This is a genomic window from Bacillus sp. FSL R12-0074, assembly GCF_038005725.1.
Taxonomy (GTDB): domain Bacteria; phylum Bacillota; class Bacilli; order Bacillales; family Bacillaceae_G; genus Bacillus_A; species Bacillus_A mycoides.
In genome coordinates, this window is record NZ_JBBOTR010000001.1 from 2,453,997 (window position 1) to 2,474,530 (window position 20,534).

19 protein-coding genes and 6 pseudogenes are annotated in these 20,534 nt (G+C 33.9%); 20 read left to right on the plus strand and 5 right to left on the minus strand.

Annotated elements, in window-relative coordinates; translation table 11 throughout:
• Window position 1 precedes the first annotated feature (1 nt).
• Window positions 2-1,786 (minus strand): M60 family metallopeptidase, encoded by a 1,785-nt coding sequence (locus tag NSS97_RS12840; protein ID WP_044440169.1) that lies wholly within the window; start codon window positions 1,784-1,786, stop codon window positions 2-4.
• Between the two features lie 445 nt (window positions 1,787-2,231).
• On the opposite strand from NSS97_RS12840, the pseudogene NSS97_RS12845 reads away from it, so the two are divergent.
• The 3 genes and pseudogenes from NSS97_RS12845 to NSS97_RS12855 all read left to right on the plus strand — a co-directional run.
• Window positions 2,232-2,437, plus strand: a pseudogene (locus NSS97_RS12845) (lysostaphin resistance A-like protein); the annotation flags it as partial.
• A 268-nt stretch (window positions 2,438-2,705) separates the two neighbouring features.
• The gene (locus NSS97_RS12850) at window positions 2,706-3,575 is read left to right on the plus strand and encodes a hypothetical protein (protein WP_341112778.1); all 870 of its coding nucleotides are present in this window, start codon (window positions 2,706-2,708) and stop codon (window positions 3,573-3,575) included.
• Between the two features lie 152 nt (window positions 3,576-3,727).
• Complete coding sequence (locus NSS97_RS12855; protein WP_341112779.1) at window positions 3,728-4,435, plus strand: IS6 family transposase; 708 nt, start codon at window positions 3,728-3,730, stop codon at window positions 4,433-4,435.
• Window positions 4,436-4,499: 64 nt separating this feature from the next.
• On the opposite strand, the pseudogene NSS97_RS12860 reads toward NSS97_RS12855, so the two are convergent.
• Window positions 4,500-4,835 (minus strand): annotated as a pseudogene (locus tag NSS97_RS12860) (family 10 glycosylhydrolase); the annotation flags it as partial.
• 226 nt (window positions 4,836-5,061) lie between these two features.
• Here NSS97_RS12860 and NSS97_RS12865 point away from each other — a divergent pair.
• From NSS97_RS12865 to NSS97_RS12895, 7 genes and pseudogenes are all read left to right on the plus strand, one after another.
• Window positions 5,062-5,367 carry a PTS sugar transporter subunit IIB gene (locus NSS97_RS12865; protein ID WP_107888172.1) on the plus strand — a complete coding sequence of 102 codons (306 nt, stop codon included), beginning with the start codon at window positions 5,062-5,064 and terminating at the stop codon, window positions 5,365-5,367.
• An 11-nt stretch (window positions 5,368-5,378) separates the two neighbouring features.
• Window positions 5,379-6,662 (plus strand): PTS sugar transporter subunit IIC, encoded by a 1,284-nt coding sequence (locus tag NSS97_RS12870; RefSeq protein ID WP_107888173.1) that lies wholly within the window; start codon window positions 5,379-5,381, stop codon window positions 6,660-6,662.
• A 78-nt stretch (window positions 6,663-6,740) separates the two neighbouring features.
• Entirely contained in the window at window positions 6,741-7,007 is a 267-nt protein-coding gene (locus tag NSS97_RS12875; protein WP_001021970.1) for a hypothetical protein, read from the plus strand.
• A gap of 22 nt (window positions 7,008-7,029) precedes the next feature.
• Window positions 7,030-8,181: pseudogene (gene anmK / locus NSS97_RS12880) on the plus strand (anhydro-N-acetylmuramic acid kinase AnmK).
• Window positions 8,182-8,199: 18 nt separating this feature from the next.
• Window positions 8,200-9,099, plus strand: coding sequence for a BadF/BadG/BcrA/BcrD ATPase family protein (locus tag NSS97_RS12885; RefSeq protein ID WP_107888174.1), 900 nt, complete (start codon window positions 8,200-8,202; stop codon window positions 9,097-9,099).
• 135 nt (window positions 9,100-9,234) lie between these two features.
• Window positions 9,235-9,783, plus strand: a complete 549-nt coding sequence (plsY, locus tag NSS97_RS12890; protein WP_044439590.1) for a glycerol-3-phosphate 1-O-acyltransferase PlsY — start codon at window positions 9,235-9,237, stop codon at window positions 9,781-9,783.
• 69 nt (window positions 9,784-9,852) lie between these two features.
• Window positions 9,853-11,436 carry an aminotransferase class V-fold PLP-dependent enzyme gene (locus tag NSS97_RS12895; protein ID WP_107888175.1) on the plus strand — a complete coding sequence of 528 codons (1,584 nt, stop codon included), beginning with the start codon at window positions 9,853-9,855 and terminating at the stop codon, window positions 11,434-11,436.
• Window positions 11,437-11,563: 127 nt separating this feature from the next.
• Here the strand turns inward: NSS97_RS12895 and NSS97_RS12900 are convergent, their stop codons facing one another.
• Window positions 11,564-11,701, minus strand: a complete 138-nt coding sequence (locus NSS97_RS12900) for a DUF3956 domain-containing protein (RefSeq protein WP_002127410.1) — start codon at window positions 11,699-11,701, stop codon at window positions 11,564-11,566.
• Between the two features lie 344 nt (window positions 11,702-12,045).
• Here NSS97_RS12900 and NSS97_RS12905 point away from each other — a divergent pair, with 344 nt between their 5' ends.
• Window positions 12,046-12,258, plus strand: coding sequence for a hypothetical protein (locus NSS97_RS12905; RefSeq protein ID WP_000416118.1), 213 nt, complete (start codon window positions 12,046-12,048; stop codon window positions 12,256-12,258).
• Between the two features lie 247 nt (window positions 12,259-12,505).
• On the opposite strand, the gene NSS97_RS12910 is transcribed toward NSS97_RS12905, so the two are convergent.
• Entirely contained in the window at window positions 12,506-12,835 is a 330-nt protein-coding gene (locus NSS97_RS12910; protein ID WP_061689425.1) for a YkvA family protein, read from the minus strand.
• 218 nt (window positions 12,836-13,053) lie between these two features.
• Between NSS97_RS12910 and NSS97_RS12915 the strand changes: the two genes are divergently transcribed.
• The 4 genes and pseudogenes from NSS97_RS12915 to NSS97_RS12930 all read left to right on the plus strand — a co-directional run.
• Window positions 13,054-13,308 carry a hypothetical protein gene (locus tag NSS97_RS12915; protein WP_107888176.1) on the plus strand — a complete coding sequence of 85 codons (255 nt, stop codon included), beginning with the start codon at window positions 13,054-13,056 and terminating at the stop codon, window positions 13,306-13,308.
• Window positions 13,262-14,270, plus strand: a pseudogene (locus tag NSS97_RS12920) (N-acetylmuramoyl-L-alanine amidase); the annotation flags it as partial. The gene NSS97_RS12915 and the pseudogene NSS97_RS12920, both read left to right, overlap by 47 nt.
• A 42-nt stretch (window positions 14,271-14,312) precedes the next feature.
• A complete protein-coding gene (locus NSS97_RS12925) occupies window positions 14,313-15,050 on the plus strand; it encodes an exosporium leader peptide-containing protein (protein ID WP_313897565.1) in 738 nt (245 codons plus the stop codon).
• Between the two features lie 66 nt (window positions 15,051-15,116).
• Window positions 15,117-15,318: pseudogene (locus NSS97_RS12930) on the plus strand (N-acetylmuramoyl-L-alanine amidase); the annotation flags it as partial.
• Between the two features lie 222 nt (window positions 15,319-15,540).
• Here NSS97_RS12930 and NSS97_RS12935 read toward each other — a convergent pair.
• Window positions 15,541-15,723, minus strand: a pseudogene (locus tag NSS97_RS12935) (hypothetical protein); the annotation flags it as partial.
• 18 nt (window positions 15,724-15,741) lie between these two features.
• Here NSS97_RS12935 and NSS97_RS12940 point away from each other — a divergent pair.
• The 5 genes from NSS97_RS12940 to NSS97_RS12960 all read left to right on the plus strand — a co-directional run bounded on the left by NSS97_RS12940 (window position 15,742) and on the right by NSS97_RS12960 (window position 20,533).
• On the plus strand, window positions 15,742-16,011 hold the full coding sequence (locus tag NSS97_RS12940) for a hypothetical protein (RefSeq protein ID WP_044439601.1): 270 nt from the start codon (window positions 15,742-15,744) through the stop codon (window positions 16,009-16,011).
• 73 nt (window positions 16,012-16,084) lie between these two features.
• On the plus strand, window positions 16,085-17,437 hold the full coding sequence (locus NSS97_RS12945; protein ID WP_044439603.1) for a DEAD/DEAH box helicase: 1,353 nt from the start codon (window positions 16,085-16,087) through the stop codon (window positions 17,435-17,437).
• 276 nt (window positions 17,438-17,713) lie between these two features.
• On the plus strand, window positions 17,714-18,193 hold the full coding sequence (locus tag NSS97_RS12950) for a DUF1648 domain-containing protein (protein WP_060751810.1): 480 nt from the start codon (window positions 17,714-17,716) through the stop codon (window positions 18,191-18,193).
• Between the two features lie 395 nt (window positions 18,194-18,588).
• Window positions 18,589-19,224: a TetR family transcriptional regulator gene (locus NSS97_RS12955; RefSeq protein WP_107888178.1), complete on the plus strand. Its 636-nt coding sequence runs from the start codon at window positions 18,589-18,591 to the stop codon at window positions 19,222-19,224.
• 46 nt (window positions 19,225-19,270) lie between these two features.
• Entirely contained in the window at window positions 19,271-20,533 is a 1,263-nt protein-coding gene (locus NSS97_RS12960; protein ID WP_341112799.1) for an MFS transporter, read from the plus strand.
• The last annotated feature ends 1 nt before the right edge of the window (window position 20,534 follow it).

The window sequence follows — 20,534 nt, forward strand, 5'->3', positions numbered from 1 at the left end:
TTTAATATCCTAAAACATCTACTTCAGCTGCTGAAGCATACCCATTTATGCCGTTTGTTACTTCTAGTTTTACATATTTCGCAGAAATAGGTTCGAATGTTGCAAATTTTTTCCCTCTATTATTGTCCCATGTTCCAGACGTTACTTTTTTATAGTTAGAACCATCCATGCTTGTATAAATATTGTAGTTTAAAATAATACCATTCTCTGACCAATCTTGTCTTGGAAGATATGCTACTTGGGTGATGGTTCGTATTTGTTGACCGAGATCTAGCGTTAAATTGTATGGATATTGATTTGGTGCGTTCCATTGACTATGCCAAATTGTATTTGGATTGTCATCGATCGCGTTACTTGCTGGATCACGCCATGATTCCTCACTATTTGCACTTACCTTCATTATTTTTTTTGACAATATAGCTAGTGGTTTAACGGGCTTAGAATCAGTTGCTTCCCAGATAGGTGCAACTAATGTTGGATTATTCAAAGCTTCGATTTTTTGTCGTGTTTCTGGTGATGCTTTCAGTCCCCACTGATCAAAGAAAGGAAGCAAATTTTGTTTTGCTACTAACGATGTATTGTAAATAAACGCTTGGATTTTCTCTTCATCTGTTTTTGGAAGCTGATCATGTGGTATCCCTCGATATAGCTGGTGAAGATACGGATAAAAATCTTCACCATACGCTAAATGCAGTTGCCAAAGCATAACAAGTTTTACAAACAGGTCGTCAATATTTTTATATTCTTTATTCGTTTGTTTTAGATATGCAAAGGCCCTATTATAATCTCCCTCTGATTCTAAACGTGTTGGTTTATTTGGATATACTTTCTTGTCTGCAACTAAAGAATATAGATTAACAGTTACTTCACCCATACTTCTTAAGTCATTCCACGTCCATGGGTATTGTTGTCTTGCATGTCCCGCTTCATGCATTTGTCCCCATCCAAACTCATTTGCATTTAAAGTGCTTTTGATTGCTTCACCAGCAGTCGTAAAAACGGCTCCATCCAAACTTGCATACATGCCCCAACTTTGTGCGTTAGGGTTTTCTACAAAAGCCCAAATACGACGAGTTGGCTGATGTAAAGGATTAAGGTCTGTTTCAGATAACCCTGATATCTTATCTTGTGCCTCAATCATTTTATCGTATTTTTCTAATAGAGGAATAGGGTCTTGATTCACAATATATTTATTGGCACTATTACGAGTTACGGTAAGTACTGCTTTCTTTGACTTTAGTTGAACAGCATGTGCATCTGGATATTTGTTCATCATGGTAATCCAGTCTTCTTTCGTGTGCTTCCCTAATTCAAAGAATGGAACAGGGCTACCACCTTGTGTTACTTTCGCCTTAACTGTTCCTGTATCTTGATAGTTATCAAATCCTAATAAGCCGCCGTTTGGAGAAGAGATGGTATTAGAACCAGGAGAAAGATCAATTTCTTTTCCCCATTCTTTATCATATTGATGGGTCCCAATAATCGCTCTAATCTTTTGTGTTCCTGATACTGTAATTGTAACCTGCTCATTTGGTTTTACATAGATTCCTGTTGGCATATAATTTTTTTGGTTACCTCTTCTTTCTCTATTCGCTTCATCCCAATAACTCCTTGTTGCTGGAAGGTCGAACTCCCTCTGTTCAAATTGAGTTGCAGTTTGTGCAGTTTCAGCATGTACATCTAAATTGTTTGCACTAATAGGTACAAATAACGTGGTTGCTAAAATAGCGGATGTCGCAAACAACTTGATTGGTTTTTGTAATTTACCATTCTTTCTTCTGTTCATATAATTCAGTCCTTTCATTCAGATCTGTTCTAATGTTTATACGAAATACCGATTTTCTCAATAATTCCACAAGTGGATTTATTAAATGAATATTTATTTTGAACAATATTGTTTATATTTTTTGATGAATAAGATAAAAAAGCATAGGAGTCTAAAACTTCCAAGTCTTTTTTGATTTTTCTAGAAGCATATTACTTTCATTTAATTCTTAAGTCATACATAAATCACTCCTCTCAGTAAGATTTTAAGATAAATGTCTTATCTCAAAATCCTACAACTAACATTAGACTTCCATATTAAGTATAATTAAAGAAAAAAATTCCACAATTGAGAAAGAAATAAAGAGTAAAAAATTTACATTCATGTAAAATAAAAGTAAATCTTTAACATTTATGTAAAATATAGTTCACAACCTGTTTTTACACGTATCTCGGCTGAACCCCGAATAGAAAAACTGTTTGAACCAATCAATCGTACAACAGCGATTGTCATTGCTAATGGTATCCTTGCAGCCATGCATTTTGATTCTTCCCTTACTTTATAAACGGATGCCTATATGAGTGGATTTATGAAAAGACTAGGGATATAAAAGTACCAATAGTAGCCCATATATCATTTAATTTTTTTGTATTTTTGGCTACAAGTTTGTAGTGGATTTTTACACATGTGTAAATGTGTAAATGTGTAAATGTGTAAATGCGAACTTATATAAATGTCCACGTGTCCACATGTGCAAATACGGTAGATATTTTTTGAAGAGGGCTATCGTATAGGGGTAAAGCCGATTCTTGAAACACCGATAATTTCATATATCTGTATATACCAAACCGCTTAAAGTGTGTCCAAAATGCATAAGGGTATAAAAATGTATAAAACTGAAATGATAGTGAGCATTCTAAATTATAAAGGAGTGTTCATTATGATAAATAACGAGTTAAACTGGCAGAAAATATTAGAAATAGGAGCTAGTTCTTTGGGTTCTTCAATAGGTACAGCAATAATAAGCGAAATGTTTCCATCAGAAGATAGTGCTCAAGAAGCGGTGAAACAAGCAGTAGAAGAAATTTGTTATAGGGTTAAAAAAATAATTGACCAAGCCTTTTTAGATCACTATGTAGCTAATTGTGACAGTATTGCGAGACGTCTTCAGGGCTATCCAGAGAGCGGTGATGTAAATATTTTACACGGCATATATGACGATGGTTCAGATTTAGTATCAGATTTAGTACGTTTTGAAACGTTTGAAGGTATAACAGCCCTTGTTTACATTTGTACTTTGCATCTAACTGACATAAAATCTCTTAGTGAAATTGACTCTGGGTATAAAGCTACTTTAAGTCGTTGTGGGGATGAGTATGCTGCTTTATGTGAACCACGTGGTGACAAATTAGTTTACTTTACAAATGTAAGTATAGGTGATGCAATGTATGCTAATAGTGGACTTTACGATATGATTACTGCTCCTACTACTTCTAATTCTTATCCTACACTCAAATACAGGTTTAATTTTGTAGATGAATGGGATGAGAATTTAGACACAAAGGTTCATATGTATGATTCTGATCCTATATCACTAACAGATCCACTATGGTACACAGAATCTCCAGGTATCCCACGTTATAGATTAACGGAAGCTGGTAGAAATGCTTCATCTATTCAAAGGGTCTATTTGGGTGCTAAAGATGAGATAATCTCACAGAGAGATGCTTTCTTAAATGACAGGTTAGAAATTACAAATAATATGCGTAAAAATATTCGCAAGGCATGTGATGAGTGGCGAAATCTTTAAATTCATAAGTGAAACCAGAAGTGAATTCCAAAGTTTCTATGCTCCTTAACACCCATTTAGGCATCTATTGAAATGAATGCCTAAATGGGTTCTGGTGCAAAAAATCTATAAAACTTGGACATACTAATACTCTAAAAAGGTGTGTGATTGGTATGGAAAAGAAAAATTGGTTCAAATGGAAGCACTATCAGCCTGATATTATTTTATTAACGGTAAGATGGTACCTACGGTACAACCTAAGTTTTCGTGATTTGGTGGAAATGATGGAGGAACGGGGTTTATCCATTTCCCATACAACGATTATGCGTTGGGTTCATCAGTATGCTCCTGAATTGGACAAATGGATCCGACGTTACCTCAAACAAATAAATGACTCTTGGAGAGTCGATGAAACATATATCAAAGTAAAAGGTCAATGGATGTACCTGTATCGTGCTGTTGATTCGAACGGAAACACAATCGATTTTCGCCTAAGCAAAACAAGAGATCATAAGGCTGCAAGGCGCTTTCTCAAGAAAGCTTTGCGGTCTTTTCATGTTTCAAGGCCACGTGTGATAACAGTCGATAAGAATCCAGCTTATCCGATAGCAATTGAACAGTTAAAAAAAGAAAAAAGCATACCTAGCGGTATGCGACTTAGACAACAAAAGTACTTGAATAACATAGTAGAACAAGATCATCGCTTTATAAAGAAGCGAATCCGTTCTATGCTAGGTCTTAAATCTTTTGACACAGCTACATCCATTCTTTCTGGAGTAGAAGCCATGCATATGATTAAAAAAGAACAGATTGCTTTACGGAACCAGTCTGTCCAAAATCAAAAAGAATTTATCCATCAATTGTTTGGACTTGTAATATAAGATACGATTCCGTTAGGAATATATGTGCTTTATTCTCTTTTGTTTTATTTTTGCACCAGAACCCTTTTCCTTGTGTACCCGTAATGTATTCAGACCAAGGACCGTAATTTGAAGGATAGAAAGCATCAGCAGTCGGTTAAATTTGTACAACGACTGCATTCATACCAGTGTTTTTTACATCGTCTAATAGTCTTATAAATTCTTGTTTCTGCTTTTCAATAGGTAAGCCAGTTTTTGAAGGCCAATCAATATTGAGAACAGATGCTATCCATACAGCGCGTAATTCATGTTTTTTGTAAGTAGTATTTACTTCAGCATAAGTAGAGTGAGGGGAAATGAAAGAGAAAGGAGTAAACAATATGACGATACAGCACATCATTACTAAACGTTTCATAATCATTTATACGCCTCCCTATTATACGATTATTTAAAATAATATATGATGTTAGGTTGGCCCTGCAATTGAGAAAAATAAATATTGAAACATTAATTTAATAGGAAAAATATTTTTAGTGAAATTTACTTTCAGTATAACTAAATCGTTTCATTTCTTCATATGCTTGTTAGTAAAGTGAAACTTTCTTTCATTTGAAAGAAACAATTTATAAGTATAGGAGGATTCAATAATGAAAGTTTTATTCGTTTGTTCTGGAGGAATGTCCAGCGCAATTGTTGTAAACACTTTAAAAAAAGAAGCAGAGAAAAAAGGTATGAACATGGAAGTGCATGCTATTGGAACAAGTGAGGTGGAGGAAGAAGTAAAGAATGGTTGGGATGTTGTAATGGTTGCACCTCAAGTTAGACATCGATTTGACGCTGTAAAAAAATTTACAGAACAAGAATCTATTCCGTGCGGTATTATTCCGCCGCAAGCATACACGCCGCTTGGTGGACCGACTTTATTAAAAACTGTAAATGAATTAATTAGTTAGGGGGAAGCGTTATGAATAAGTTTGTCACGTTTCTTGATAAAAACTTATCTGGACCGATGGCAAGGCTTTCTGAACAGAGGCATTTACAAGCAATCCGTGATGGAGTTATTTCGGCGTTACCATTTATTATCGTAGGGAGTTTCTTTTTAATAGTAGCATTTCCACCATTACCGAAAGATAGTTTCATATCAGTTTGGGCATTGAAAAATCAAACAAGTATATTAATACCATATCGTTTAACGATGTTTATTATGTCTTTATATATAGCATTTGGTATAGGATACAATTTAGCGAAAAGTTATAAGTTAGATGCTTTATCAGGGGCACAGTTAGCAGTATGCTCACTACTTTTAACATTGACGCCCGAATTAATCGATAAAAAAGGATTTATGCTTCCGATGACAAATCTCGGGGGGCATGGATTATTCGTAACGATGATCGTATCTATTTTATCAGTAGAGATTTTAAGATTTTGTAAGACGAAAAATGTAATGATTAAAATGCCAGAACAAGTACCGCCGTCTGTTTCACGTTCGTTTGAAGCACTTATACCTGCTGCATTCGTTATTATTTTAATGAGTTTAGTAACTGTCGTTTTTAGTATTGATTTACATCATGTAGTTGATAAATTAGCGGCACCGTTAGTAAAAGCTGGTGATAGTTACTTCGGTGTAATCATTCCAGTATTTTTAATTACATTTTTTTGGTCATTCGGAATCCATGGTGTGTCGGTTGTTGGAACTGTTGCCCGGCCATTATGGGAAGTATATTTAGGGAAAAATGGTGAAGCAGTTGCTAGTGGCGCAAATCAGTTACCATTCATTTCACCAGAACCATTATACCAATGGTTTATATGGATTGGTGGTTCTGGTGCGACGTTAGGACTTGTATTAGCTATGATTGTATTTGGTCGATCAAAATATTCGAAGGCATTATCAAGAACTTGTATTGTGCCTGGTATTTTTAATATTAATGAACCTGTTATTTTCGGATTACCGATTGTACTAAATCCAATTTTAATTATCCCGTTTATCATTACACCACTCGTAACAGCAACTGTTGCATATTCAGCAACTGCGATGGGATTTGTAACGCCAACACATATTATGCCGCCGTGGACATTACCAGCTCCGATTGGCGCGTATTTAGCCACAGGTGGAGATTGGCGTGCAGTAGTATTAGTTTTTATAAATATAGCAATATCATTCCTTATTTACCTACCATTCTTTAAAATGTACGACAAAAACATGCTTGAAATTGAGAAAAATGGTGATGGGGAATCTGTTAATCCGTAAGTTTTATATTTTATTTTTGAGTGATAGGCATTTTGTCTATCACTTCTTTCACATGAAGTCCAGAGAGGGTGAAATGGAATGAATATAAAATTTAGTTATAAAGGTGTATTTTTATTATTATTTGGAGTGATATGTGCGAATTTACTTTTCGTACCTTTATTAAGAATGCTACATTTATCACAAATGCATAGTATATGGCTCGTTACAAGCATTGCGGCAAGTATTTTGCTTACAGTAGTTGTTTCTTTCATTGATGGATCGTTTGCATCAAAAGCTCAGTTGTTTTTTAGATTCATATTTTTTTCAATCGGTTGTACGTTTGTAACTTACATGATTGTTTTTTAGTAAATAGGAGGTTATGCATGTTATGTATATTGCAGGGGTAATGTCCGGTACTTCGTTAGACGGAATAGATGTAGCACTCGTTCATATAGAAGGAAGCGGTGTAGATTCTAAAGTTGAACTCATCCATTTTACTACAGTTCCATTTAGTAATGATATGAAAAATGAAATCCAACAATCATTATCAATAGAAAATTCAAATGTCCAACTCATATGCAGTTTGAATTTTAAGCTCGGTTTATGTTTTGCCAACGCTGTAAAGGAGGTTTGTAAAAAGGCCAATTTTCCTTTGAACTAATTAGATTTAATAGGTTCTCATGGACAAACGATTTATCATCAACCACAGCAAGATGATAATATGATTCCCTCAACATTGCAAATTGGAGAACCAGCAGTTATAGCATATGAAACGAATACGACGGTTATTTCTAATTTTCGAACGATGGATATGGCAGTAGGGGGACAAGGTGCACCACTTGTACCATATTCAGAGATTATTTTGTATCGTCATCCAACTAAAAATAGACTATTACAAAATATTGGCGGGATTGGTAATGTTACCGTAATACCAAGTCACCTAAGTGATAAGAACGTTATAGCTTTTGATACTGGTCCAGGGAATATGGTAATTGATGAAATGTGTCAAAGGCTATTTCAGTTGCCATATGATCAAAATGGTAGGATTGCAAAACAAGGAGTAGTTGTAGATGAAATTTTGACATATTGTATGAACCATCCATTTTTGAAAATGAATCCACCGAAATCAACTGGTAGAGAACAGTTTGGAGAAGAGTTTGTAAGTGAATTATTGAAGCTGTTTGAAAAGCATGGTAAAGAAAATCTTTTGACGACTGTCACGATGTTTACAGCAAGTTCAATTGTTCATCATTATAAGGAGTTTATTCTGCCGTATCATGAAATCGATGAAGTAATTTTAGGTGGTGGGGGCAGTTATAATCGTACACTTGTTGAAATGATACGAAATGGATTGAAGGAAGAAAAGTGCGCGATATTCATTCAAGAAGATATAGGCTATTCTTCAGAGGCGAAAGAAGCAATCGCCTTTGCGATATTAGCAAACGAAACGCATCATCGTAATCCGAGTAATGTGCCAAGCGCAACAGGTGCAAAGCAATCTGTAGTTTTAGGGAATATAACATTCCCTCCAATAAGATGATGAAAATGAGGCGAACATATGAAGTATATGATTGGAGTAGATGGTGGGGGCACGAAGACAGAAGCAATTGCATTTGATCAAGACGGAAACGAAGTTGTAAGAGGTACGAGTGGGTTTGGAAATATATTAATAGATTATGAAAAAGCAGTTTCGCATATTATGGAGGCGATCGATCAATGCAAGAAAGCTTTAATAGATGGGCACTGCGTTTGTATTTGTTTAGGGTTAGCGGGTATAAGTGGAGCGAATACAAATGAATTAACATTACGATTAATAAAGAAATATGAAACGAAAATTGAAGTTTTTAATGACGCAATGATTGCACATGCAGCTGCTTTAAAAGGGAAGGATGGAATTTTAACGATTGGCGGTACAGGCGCAATTTGTATTGGAAAGAAAGGAGAAGTGTACGAGTATAGTGGTGGATGGGGACATATTTTAGGCGATGAAGGAAGCGGATATTGGATTGCGTTACAAGGTTTAAAGAGAATGGCAAATCAATTTGATCAAGGAGTTAGACTTTGTCCATTAAGCTTAAGGATTCAAGACGAGTTTCGACTTTTAACATCATCTCATATAAAAAGACTAGTATATAGCTCTTCAAAAGATAAAGTTGCAGCAATCGCACCATTAATTATTCAGGAAGCGAGAAATGGGAATGATGATGCACATGAAATTATGATGCAAGCTGGTAAGGAATTAGCGAAAATTACAGTAGATGTTTATAATAAGATGCAATTTAAGCTTTCAACTCCAATTGCAGTAAGTGGCAGCATATTGCGTTTAGTTTCTGAAATATATACTGAATTTAAGAAATGCTGTGAGAAAAGTATGGGAGAAGTTATATTCGTATCACCATCAGAAATGGCAGTGAAAGGAACATATCATTTAATGAAGGGTGTATATTTTATAAAATAGAAGTATGAGAATTTTTGTATGATTTGTAAAAATATGATGTTAAAATATACAAAGGGATGTAAAGCAAGAAAAAGTACAATATACATAGTCATTGAATATTGTATAAGTACTCCCATGTAGAAAGTGAATGATTACATGATTAATAGTATGCAATTTTTGTATTTGGTGGCTTCTTATTTATTTGGAAACATATTGACCGCTTATATAGTAACGAAATGGAAACATAATGTTGATATTCGTGAAGAAGGAAGTGGTAATCCTGGCGCAAGAAATATGGGGCGCGTATATGGAAAAGGGTATTTCATCGCTACATTTTTAGGTGATGCGATCAAAGGGGCAATCGTAGTTTCTATTGCAAAATACCTTTTCGAAGATTCTATATTTGTAATGTTAGCTTTACTGGCTGTTATACTTGGACATATTTACCCAATTTTATTTAAAGGCAAGGGCGGAAAAGGCATTTCAACATTTATTGGAGGGTTAATTGCATTTGATTATTTGATAGCGCTTACTCTTATTGCTGTTTTCATTATATTTTATTTAATCTTTAAAGGATTTACTAAGCCCGGACTAATTACAATCGCTTGTTTACCAGTTTGCATGATTTTGTATTCTTACTCTATTGTTACGACTATTTTAAGTGCACTTATCATTGTACTTATTTTATATGTAAATCGAGAATGAAATGAACTTTTAATAAGTGGAGTTAATCTCCACTTATAATTTTTATTAAATACATAAAGGAGATACAACATGGGGTTAATTTATAAAGTTGCTGATCAAGCTTGGGAATTTGAAAGTATACATAAATTGAATTATAAAACATTTGTAGAAGAAATTCCGCAACATGAAGAAACGAAAGAGCGTGTTCGTATAGATCGTTTCCATGAAGAAAATACATATTTAATTTGTTTAGATGACGATAAGTTAGTAGGTATGGTTACATTGCGAGGAAAACGACCATTCTCGTTAGATTATAAAATTCCAAATCTAGATTTTTATTTGCAAGAACATGGAGAAAATGTATATGAAATTCGTTTACTTTCAGTAGAACGTGAATATCGAAATGGAAGAGCATTGTTAGGTTTAATTCGCTTTTTACATCGTTATTTGCTTCTAAATGGATATGAATTGGCACTCATTTCTGCTACAACACGTGAACTACCTTTATATGAGCAAATGGGATTCAAATCTTTCCATACGTTAGTTGGTATTGAAGAAGCAGCCTTCCAGCCAATGTATGTTACCCCAGCTATGTTTGAAGAGTCGAGTGTTGGGGGTATTATGACGAAAGAATATACGTTTTTACCTGGTCCAGTGGATATTGAAGAAAATGTTCGAAAGGCATTTTCTACTAAGCCTATTTCGCATCGTTTTAAGTCATTTCAAGTGACAATGGAAAATGTAAAAAAACGTTTACTGCAAATGACAAAAGCAAAACGTGTGCAAATAATGTTAGGAACAGGGACGTTAGCGAATGATGCCATTGCTTTACAGTTGAATTCTTTAAAAGGGAAAGGACTAGTTTTAACAAATGGGGAATTTGGAAATAGGTTAGTGGGACATGCAACACGTGCGCAATTACATTATGATACGCATAAAAAAGAAATGGCAGAGCCGTTTCTTTATACAGAATTAGAAAAAATAATGGCAACTGGAAATTATGAATGGCTTTGGTTTGTTCACCATGAAACATCAACTGGAATGTTAAATAATTTAGAAGAACTAAACATTCTTTGTAAAAAATATCAAATGAAACTATGTGTAGATTGTATAAGCTCAATTGGAGCAATACCAATAAATTTGAAGGATGTATATTTTGCAAGTGGTGTTAGCGGAAAAGCGATTAAATCATATACAGGATTATCTTTCGTTTTTCATAATCACATGATAGAGAAAAACGAAGCAATACCTACGTATATGGATATTGGTATGTATGAAATGAATGATAGTATTCCATACTCCCATTCATGGAATTTAATTTATGCATTGCAAGAAGCATTGAAGCGACTTGAAGATGAAGATGCATTTGAAAAAATAAAAGAGGCGTATGCTTATATTGAACAAGCTATTAATACTATGGGTTTAAAGCTTGTTTCACCTAAAGATCATGCCGCTCAAATTGTTCTTACCATTCAATTAAACGAAGGGCAGTGTTCTAAGGCAGTAGGCGATGCATTAGCATTACAAGGATATATTGTTCATTATGAATCAGCATATTTACAAAAGAATAACTGGATTCAAATAGCATGTCTGAATCACTATAAAGAACGTGATATGAAGAGGATGTTAAATTGTTTGCAGATGTGTGTGTTAAAGAAAGTTCTTTTAACGTAAATGCTTGTATATTTATTATATAATTTCTACAAGGCTATGAGTCACACTTGCTAAGTGTATAGAAGTGCATTTTTTGACAAGAGTTTAAAAGAGAGCGAAAGCTCTCTTTTAAACTTACTTAAATGAATTACCCACAGATTGGAATACCGAGAACTCTCAAAGCTAGTGCTACTTGAAGAGTAATTTCCAATCTAGCAATTTCGATGCCAGCAACTGTGAGTACTAAAAAAGGTTGGCCGTTTACGAACACAATACAACTTTCCATATATACGCCTCCTTTCTAGTGATCTACTACAGTATATGAATGAAACTATAATACGCTATAGTCGGATTTATGAATTTTATAAAAATAATAGATTTACCCTATGTTTACGAAACAAATGGAGTTTCATAGTGTTAATAATTTAATTGTTAGACAAGGAAGCATCTATAATAAGATGCTTTTTTATTATATTTACGTTTCAGCGTGACAATAAATAAAGTTAATCAATGACGAATTGAGAGGGAAATATATTGATAAATATTTGTATGAGGTAAACTAAGAAGGTTTTAGAAAAACGAAAAGGAATTTTTATACTTGTAACATAAAAATTCTAGGGGGATGTTAATATGGAAAAAACTATGATGGTAGAAACAACAAACATGATGATGTCTATGGAAAAAATGATGTGTGAAATGAAGTGTATGAAAATGATGATGAATAACATGATGCAAATGGATGTAGAAATGGATAAGGCAATGATGGTGAAAATGAATGAATGTGATGAAATGATGAAGACTACTATGTCTATGATGAAAGCGATGAAAGAGAAATGTTGTTGAAGTAGCAAAGTATAGCGTAAAATGATGATGATCTTGTAAATTTAAATTAGTAAAGAGCCTGTTTTAGTTGGTAAATTAAAATAGGCTCTTTTAACTATTGTTCAAAAATAAATTGAGTTGACAAAAAAGAACTAAAAGATTATTTTAGTTCTTTTTTCTGTATTAACACTGTTCAAATCATTTGTTTAAAAGCTATAGATGATGGTTAGGCAGTGAGAAAAGACAAGTAAGAGCCTATCTTTCTTCGTTAAATGTGTGCTGAAGTAAATAATGATTCCATTTTTACTTTGCTCTTTTCTCGAATTTCACTGTCCGCATGGCGCATTACAAATTTATGCGCTATAGCGATTGCTAAAACATCATCTAATAAGCCGATCCCAATAATAGCAGCTATATCTGGAATGAAGTCGATTGCTAATACGTAATAAGATAAAGCAGCTAATATTATGAATTTTGCTTTAGTAGGTAACCCTTTTTTTCTCATTGTGTAGTATAAAATAATACTTTCATATACGCTTGATTTCCCGAGGTTTGCTGAGCTTTTTTTGAATTTTTTCCAAAGTGTCTGTTTCTCCATATAAACACTCCTTTTACAAAAACATAGATTTTTTAAAAGGATGGACAAAGAAGCGAAAGAATAATCAATTTTATTGTTTTTTCTTATTGTATATTTCGATATTTATAAGCGAATACCTGTTCAAAATAAAACAATGCTTGTAAAGCGGATACGATTATGGAGATGGATGAAGAGAAAATCTGTTTTGGAAAGCAAATAAGTTTCCGATAGAGGTTTCAATGAATTATTTGCGTTCTGCAACGAAGGCAGAAAAAACTTTTGATTTCTTAATACCAGCTATCTTGACAATAATTATTAGATTGTTTATAGCGTATATGCATCCGAATACAACAATAATATTGAAAGGAATTAAGGATATAAATAATCAATCACTTACATTCATTCCAATTTTAGCTGGTTTTAATATAGCTAATTACCTCGTTCCTTATGATTCTAGTACTTACTGGTTCATTTGCTACAAGTATTTTTGCTGATAGAACGTTTTTTATCCCTAATTTACCAAAACAACCATATCGTTTTGGCGTAGGTGTTTATGAGGGCGTAGTAGCTCATAGTACAGCGACTTCTGAAATATTCAAAAGTATGAATCTCGTACATGAAGAAACGCATTTGTTCAATATGCTGTTGATTGAGATGAAACAATCCAAATCGCTAATATAAAATACATTGCATATGGCGGTGGATCTGCTGCTAATAAACGATTTGTACATGTAGAGTTATGTGAAACAGCAGACCATACAAAGCTCGAGCGTTCATATGAAAAATACGTAGAACTTTTAGCGGAAATCTTAAAAGATAACAAGTTATCTGTAGGAAAAGGATTGTGGATTCACTACGATGTGATTAAATATCTTGGCGGTACAGATCATGAAGATCAACTTGATTATTTAAAATCTCATGGGGGATCAGGAGCTCAATCCCGTGCTGATGTACAACGCGCATACAATAATTCTAGTGTGGATGTTTCTGTACCTGAAAGCCACCTAAACCAACAGAAGTACCAACAGCTGTAACCGATGGTATAGCTTATATTGAAGGCTACAACGTTAATTTACGTAAAGGACCAGACACAAGCTATTCTAAGATTCGTCAACTAAATAAATCAGAAGCTTATGTTGAATGGGGCGAAAAGCCTGGTTGGTAAAACCTTGGTGGAGAGCAATGGATTAAGAACAATCCATCCTATGTGAAGTTTAGTAAGAAAAGTACAGTAGATTCTTCTATTGTAGGAAAGCGTGTTGTTTCTAAAGTTAACATTCTACGTTTCTATGATGCTCGATCTTGGCAGGATAAAGACGTGGATGGTTTTGTAGATGTAGGTGAGGTATTTACAATTTTTAGGAAGTTAAATATGGAAGGTTCAGTACAATTTAAGGTGCACAATAGTATAGGGAAAACATATTATATTACGATCAATGAAGTTTATGTATTTGTAACTGTATTACTACAGTATAGTACACTCATAGGAGGTAGTTATGTGTTTGATAAAAATGAAATACAAAAGATAAATGGGATACTTCAAGCTAATGCATTAAATCCAAATTTAATTGGCCCTACACTTCCCCCAATCCCACCATTTACTTTACCCACAGGTCCAACAGGAGGGACAGGCCCAACGGGAGTAACGGGTCCAACAGGAGTAACGGGTCCAACGGGAGTAACGGGTCCAACGGGAGTAACGGGTCCAACAGGAGAGACAGGCCCAACAGGAGGAACAGAAGGTTGTCTTTGTGATTGCTGTGTTTTACCTATGCAAAGCGTTTTACAACAACTTATTGGAGAAACTGTTATTCTTGGCACTATTGCAGACACACCCAACACGCCCCCGCTTTTCTTTCTATTTACTATCACTTCTGTGAATGATTTTTTAGTTACAGTTACAGATGGCACCACAACCTTTGTGGTCAATATATCTGATGTAACAGGGGTAGGTTTTTTACCACCAGGACCACCTATTACATTACTTCCACCTACCGATGTAGGATGCGAGTGTGAATGTCGTGAACGACCAATTAGACAATTACTGGATGCGTTTATCGGATCTACAGTAAGTCTTTTAGCAAGTAATGGTTCTATTGCAGCAGATTTTAGCGTGGAACAAACAGGACTTGGGATAGTACTAGGGACATTACCTATAAATCCAACTACAACCGTTAGGTTTGCAATTTCAACTTGTAAAATTACAGCTGTGAATATAACCCCTATTACGATGTAGTCTATTTCTTTCAGAAGTATCTGTTGCTACTCGATAAGAAAAGCACAGTTTATTTGTCCACCTTGAAAACGTATTGTTTTCAAAGTGGACAATCTACATTTCTAGGATGCTCCATCTTGGAAATATAAAGATGGAGCTGGTTCTGTAGATGCAGGGATTTATGATTGATGCAAAAGTGAGTGTCAATGGTTCGCCACAGTACAAAGCACACAGCGGTAAAGGGGAAACATACTATGTTATTGTAAATGAAGCCTATTTATTCATCTAACGCACTATACCTTCATGAGTAATTAACCATGCCTCCTTACTCTTTCTATATCCTTCATTTGTAAATTTCTTACTACTATATTATTGGCGTACAATATATGGCTAAATGTATCTAAATGGTTTTCTAAACGCACAAAATTCCCAAATTGAAATGGTAAGGCTATAAAAATTATAATGAAAAATAATAAATATCTCTAATGCACTATTAGGATTTTTCCATTTTATATTGCAAACCATCTTTCTGAAAGATAAGCTCATATGCTAAATCAAAATGAAGGTTATATAATGCTTTCGTATTACATATTAAATTGTAGAACTTAGTTCCTTGATGTACATATTGGTGTCATTTATTTTGAATTGGTGAAACAATGATTTTTAAAATTACGTTAATATCTTCATTAAAGAAGTTATAGGAGGGAATAACTTGGGATCATTATTTGATGTAATAGCAGATATAATTTTATTTTATCCTCGAAATGACATGAAATTAAAACACCATATTGCCAAATTAAGCGAATTTGAGTGGTTTCGAAGGTTACATGAAGATCCGAAATATACAGGTTTAATTTGGAGTAATAGAAAAATTAAGAAGTATATTTTGAATTCGGCAAATATGGAAGCATTAATAAAATCCGAGAAAAAACAAAAAGAATTTGTTCATCTAGTACAGGATGAATATAAAAAAAGAAGATAAGAATTTTTTTATTTTTCATATTTGGCGAAACAAATGGTACAATGAAAGCTAATGTGAAAAATAAGGAAAAGAAGTGGTCTATTTGAAAAACTTTTTAGAATTAGGAATTAGTGAAACTTTTAATCATACATTACGTGAAAATGGAATTACAGAAGCAACACCGATTCAGGAGAAGGCAATTCCTGTTATTATGTCAGGTAAAGATATTATTGGGCAGGCGAAAACAGGAACGGGTAAAACGTTAGCATTCGTGTTACCGATTTTAGAAAAAATCGATCCAGAGTCTAGTGATGTTCAGGCTTTAATTGTTGCACCAACAAGGGAACTAGCACTGCAAATTACAACTGAAATTAAAAAAATGCTTGTTCAAAGAGAAGATATTAATGTACTAGCGATATATGGTGGACAAGATGTAGCACAACAATTGAGAAAATTAAAAGGTAATACACATATTGTTGTAGCGACACCAGGACGATTATTAGATCATATACGACGTGAAACAATTGATTTAAGTAATCTTTCAACGATTGTACTAGATGAAGCAGATCAAATGCTTTATTTCGGATTCTTATATGATATTGAAGATATTTTAGATGAGACACCTGATAGTAAACAAACGATGTTATTCTCAGCAACGATGCCAAAAGATATTAAAAAATTGGCGAAACGTTATATGGAAGAGCCGCAAATGATTCAAGTACAAAGTGAAGAAGTAACGGTAGATACAATTGAGCAGCGTGTCATTGAGACGACAGATCGTGCAAAGCCAGATGCACTTCGTTTTGTTATGGATCGTGATCAGCCATTTTTAGCAGTTATTTTCTGTCGTACAAAGGTTAGAGCAAGTAAGCTTTATGATGATTTAAAGGGACTTGGTTATAATTGTGCTGAACTTCATGGTGATATACCTCAAGCGAAACGTGAAAGAGTCATGAAGAGTTTCCGCGAAGCTAAAATTCAGTACTTAATTGCGACTGATGTAGCAGCTCGTGGACTTGATGTAGATGGTGTAACGCACGTATTTAACTTTGATATCCCTGAAGATGTAGAAAGTTATATTCACCGCATTGGCCGAACAGGACGTGCAGGTGGATCAGGTCTTGCAATTACGTTCGTTGCAGCGAAAGATGAAAAACATTTAGAAGAAATTGAAAAAACGCTTGGTGCACCAATACAAAGAGAAATAATCGAACAACCGATGATAAAAAATGTAGATGAAAATGGAAAACCGGTACAAAAGCCGGCTCCAAAGAAATCAGGTCAATATCGTCAAAGAGATAGCCGTGAAGGTTCAAGAAGTGGTTCAAAAGGTGGACCAAGAAACGATTCAAGAAATAGTTCTAGAAATGATAACAATCGATCATTTAATAAGCCAAGTAATAAGAAAAGTAGTGCAAAACAAGGTCAGCAAAGACGTGGCCGTTAAATAGTTATAATTTTAAAAGAGGCGCAAATAATTGCGGCTCTTTTTTATTTTTATACAATGAAGTCGTTTGAAAGATAATGAGATTTTCTAAAAAACACGAGTCCTGTTATTTAATAATTGGGACATATTCTATAATAATTAATTGAGAAAATATCGTAAATTTGAGATAACTTGGTTATATGAATCGGAATTTAAAATGTAATACAGGATATGTATTACTATAGATATCGTAGAAGGGGGAGGAGAAATATAGTGAATTCATGGGGAAGACCTAGAATGAAAATCCAAAGAACAAAAAGTGAATGGATTTGGGATATCATTGGATATTCATTTTTCTTAGGATCAATAATTTTTTTGATCACCATTTGGGGAGGATTACCTGAGGAAGTACCGGGACATTATAACGCAAATGGGGTTGTAGATCGCTGGGGGTCAAAATGGGAACTTTTGATTCTACCAGGAATCGGGACATTTATAATACTTTTAATGCAGACTTTAGAGAAGTTTCCAGAAGTTAATAACTATCCACAAAGACTTAATGAATCGAATGCTAAGCAGTTTTATTTAAATAGCCGAAAAATGATTAATCAATTAAAAAATGTTTGTTTAGTTATTTTTGCTTTAATCCAATTTGAGACAATTTCAATAGTTTTAGGTTGGGGCGGGGGTTTAGGTAAATTATTTTTACCAATAATAATTATCGGAACAGTTATTCCAATTGTTATAGGAATAATAAGGCAACGGAAAATTAAATAATACGGATTGAATAAACATTCTAATTTATGACTTTATTTCGTTATCGGGCGCTATTATGGGATGCAATTTAGAATTTTAAATGAATTTATTATAAATTTCGTATAGGGAAGTTTGTTTAATCAAAAATTAAACAATTTTATTTTACCTCCATCCTAATTTTAGGACGGGGGTATGCGTGTTTGCGGTTTTAAAATTTAATAACTTTAATGTCTTTCTACAGGGGATACCAAAAATGAAATTTTAAAATTTCATTCACCGTATTAAAAATAAATTTTAAAATTCATAAAGGAAATGTAAAGTAGGTTGTTGTATATGTACGATAACAGGAAACTTTTTACATACTAAACATATACTTTAAATAAACCGACAGTCGGTCCGTAGGAAGGAGTACATGAATGAGGATCGTAAAAGAATATGGGGAACGTAGAAATGAAATTTTAGAAACTGCTGAACGTTTGTTTGTTACAAAAGGGTATACGAAAACTACAGTAAATGACATTTTAAAAGAGATTGGTATAGCAAAGGGGACGTTTTATCATTATTTTAAGTCGAAAGAAGAAGTAATGGATGAAATTATTATGAGGATTATTAAAGCGGATGTTGCTAAAGCGAAAGCAATTGTCTCTAACCCTAATATCCCAGTTTTGGATAAGTTATTTCGAGTTTTAATGGAACAATCACCAAAATCAGGTGATGTAAAAGATAAAATGATTGAACAATTTCATCAGCCAAATAATGCGGAAATGCATCAAAAAAGTATAGTACAATCAATTATTCATTTATCTCCTGTTTTAGCAGAGATTTTAGAACAAGGAATCGCTGAAGGCATATTTTCTACTCCATACCCACAAGAAACGATTGAATTATTACTCTCTTCAGCACAAATCATATTTGATGAGGGTTTATTCCAGTGGAAGCCGGAAGAAATGATGAGGAGGGCTAAAGCTTATATCAAAATGATGGAAGCATCTGTTGGAGCGAAAGAGGGAGCCTTTGATTACATGGTGGAGGTTTTAATCAAACAGAAATAGTAATTTTCTGTTTGGATATTATCGACCGACAGTCGGTCTGAATCGAATGAAAGGTGTGATAAGGATGTCAGCTAGTATAAGGTCTTCGATGAAAGATTTTCACTTAATGGTGAGTGGACAAATTATTACTATTTTAGGTTCAACACTTTTACGTTTTGCCCTGTCATTATATGTGCTAGATATAACAGGGCGTGCTGATATATTCGCAGGATTATATGCGGTAACGAGTATTCCGTTTTTACTAGCTCCTCTCGGCGGAGCGATAGCAGATCGTTTCAATCGCCGTGATTTAATGGTTATTTTTGATTTTATCAACGCTGCGATTGTATTAAGCTTTATAGTTTTGTTATTTACTGGACCTGTATCTATTATATTGATTGGAACAATTATGTTTTTACTAGCAGTCGTTAGTGCAATGTATTCACCTGTTGTAATGGCGAGTATTCCGCAATTAGTTCCAGAGAATAAGTTAGAGCAAGCGAACGGTATCGTAAATGGTGTGCAAGCATTGTCAAATATAGTTGCTCCTGTATTTGGAGGAATATTGTACGGCATAATTGGTTTGAAAATGCTCGTAATAATAAGTTGTCTTGCTTTCTTTTTATCTGCGATTTTAGAAATGTTTATTAAAATACCTTTTATAAAAAGAGCACGAGAAAGCCATATAATACCGACAATTGTAAAGGATATGAAAGAAGGATTTATATATGTTTTAAAACAACCATTTATTTTGAAATCTATGCTTTTAGCTGCATTACTAAATTTAATACTTACACCGCTATTTGTTGTTGGCGCTCCAATTATTATACGAGTAACAATGGAAAGTAGCGACACGTTATACGGAATTGGAATGGGATTGATCGATTTTGCTACTATTTTAGGTGCATTATCGATAGGTTTTTTTGCGAAAAAGCTACAGATGAAAACATTGTATTACTGGATGCTTTTAATAGCTTTATTAGTACTACCAATGGCACTATCAGTTACGCCAGTTATTCTTAATTTAGGATACTATCCACCATTTATCCTCTTTATACTTTCTTCTATTCTAATTGCAATGATCGTGACAATTGTATCCATCTATGTGATTACTGTAGTCCAAAAGAAAACACCAAATGAAAACCTAGGAAAAGTAATGGCAATTATAACAGCGGTATCTCAATGTATGGCACCAATTGGGCAAGTCATTTATGGTTTTATGTTTGAAGGATTCAGTATGAAAATTTATTTACCTATATTAGTTATTTGTTTCATAATGATAATAATAGCGATAGTGACGAAGAAAATATTATGGAATGAAGGGAACTAGC

Bases quoted from the DNA above. Each gene is read 5' to 3' on its own strand.
- NSS97_RS12905 (WP_000416118.1), top strand. From the start codon at position 12,046: ATGGAAAAAACTATGATGGTAGAAACAACAAACATGATGATGTCTATG.
- NSS97_RS12855 (WP_341112779.1), top strand. From the start codon at position 3,728: ATGGAAAAGAAAAATTGGTTCAAATGGAAGCACTATCAGCCTGATATT.
- NSS97_RS12875 (WP_001021970.1), top strand. From the start codon at position 6,741: ATGAATATAAAATTTAGTTATAAAGGTGTATTTTTATTATTATTTGGA.
- NSS97_RS12850 (WP_341112778.1), top strand. From the start codon at position 2,706: ATGATAAATAACGAGTTAAACTGGCAGAAAATATTAGAAATAGGAGCT.
- NSS97_RS12950 (WP_060751810.1), top strand. From the start codon at position 17,714: ATGAAAATCCAAAGAACAAAAAGTGAATGGATTTGGGATATCATTGGA.
- NSS97_RS12870 (WP_107888173.1), top strand. From the start codon at position 5,379: ATGAATAAGTTTGTCACGTTTCTTGATAAAAACTTATCTGGACCGATG.
- NSS97_RS12915 (WP_107888176.1), top strand. From the start codon at position 13,054: ATGAATTATTTGCGTTCTGCAACGAAGGCAGAAAAAACTTTTGATTTC.
- plsY (WP_044439590.1), top strand. From the start codon at position 9,235: ATGATTAATAGTATGCAATTTTTGTATTTGGTGGCTTCTTATTTATTT.
- NSS97_RS12895 (WP_107888175.1), top strand. From the start codon at position 9,853: ATGGGGTTAATTTATAAAGTTGCTGATCAAGCTTGGGAATTTGAAAGT.
- NSS97_RS12900 (WP_002127410.1), bottom strand. From the start codon at position 11,701: ATGGAAAGTTGTATTGTGTTCGTAAACGGCCAACCTTTTTTAGTACTC.
- NSS97_RS12910 (WP_061689425.1), bottom strand. From the start codon at position 12,835: ATGGAGAAACAGACACTTTGGAAAAAATTCAAAAAAAGCTCAGCAAAC.
- NSS97_RS12840 (WP_044440169.1), bottom strand. From the start codon at position 1,786: ATGAACAGAAGAAAGAATGGTAAATTACAAAAACCAATCAAGTTGTTT.
- NSS97_RS12885 (WP_107888174.1), top strand. From the start codon at position 8,200: ATGAAGTATATGATTGGAGTAGATGGTGGGGGCACGAAGACAGAAGCA.
- NSS97_RS12865 (WP_107888172.1), top strand. From the start codon at position 5,062: ATGAAAGTTTTATTCGTTTGTTCTGGAGGAATGTCCAGCGCAATTGTT.
- NSS97_RS12960 (WP_341112799.1), top strand. From the start codon at position 19,271: ATGAAAGGTGTGATAAGGATGTCAGCTAGTATAAGGTCTTCGATGAAA.
- NSS97_RS12955 (WP_107888178.1), top strand. From the start codon at position 18,589: ATGAGGATCGTAAAAGAATATGGGGAACGTAGAAATGAAATTTTAGAA.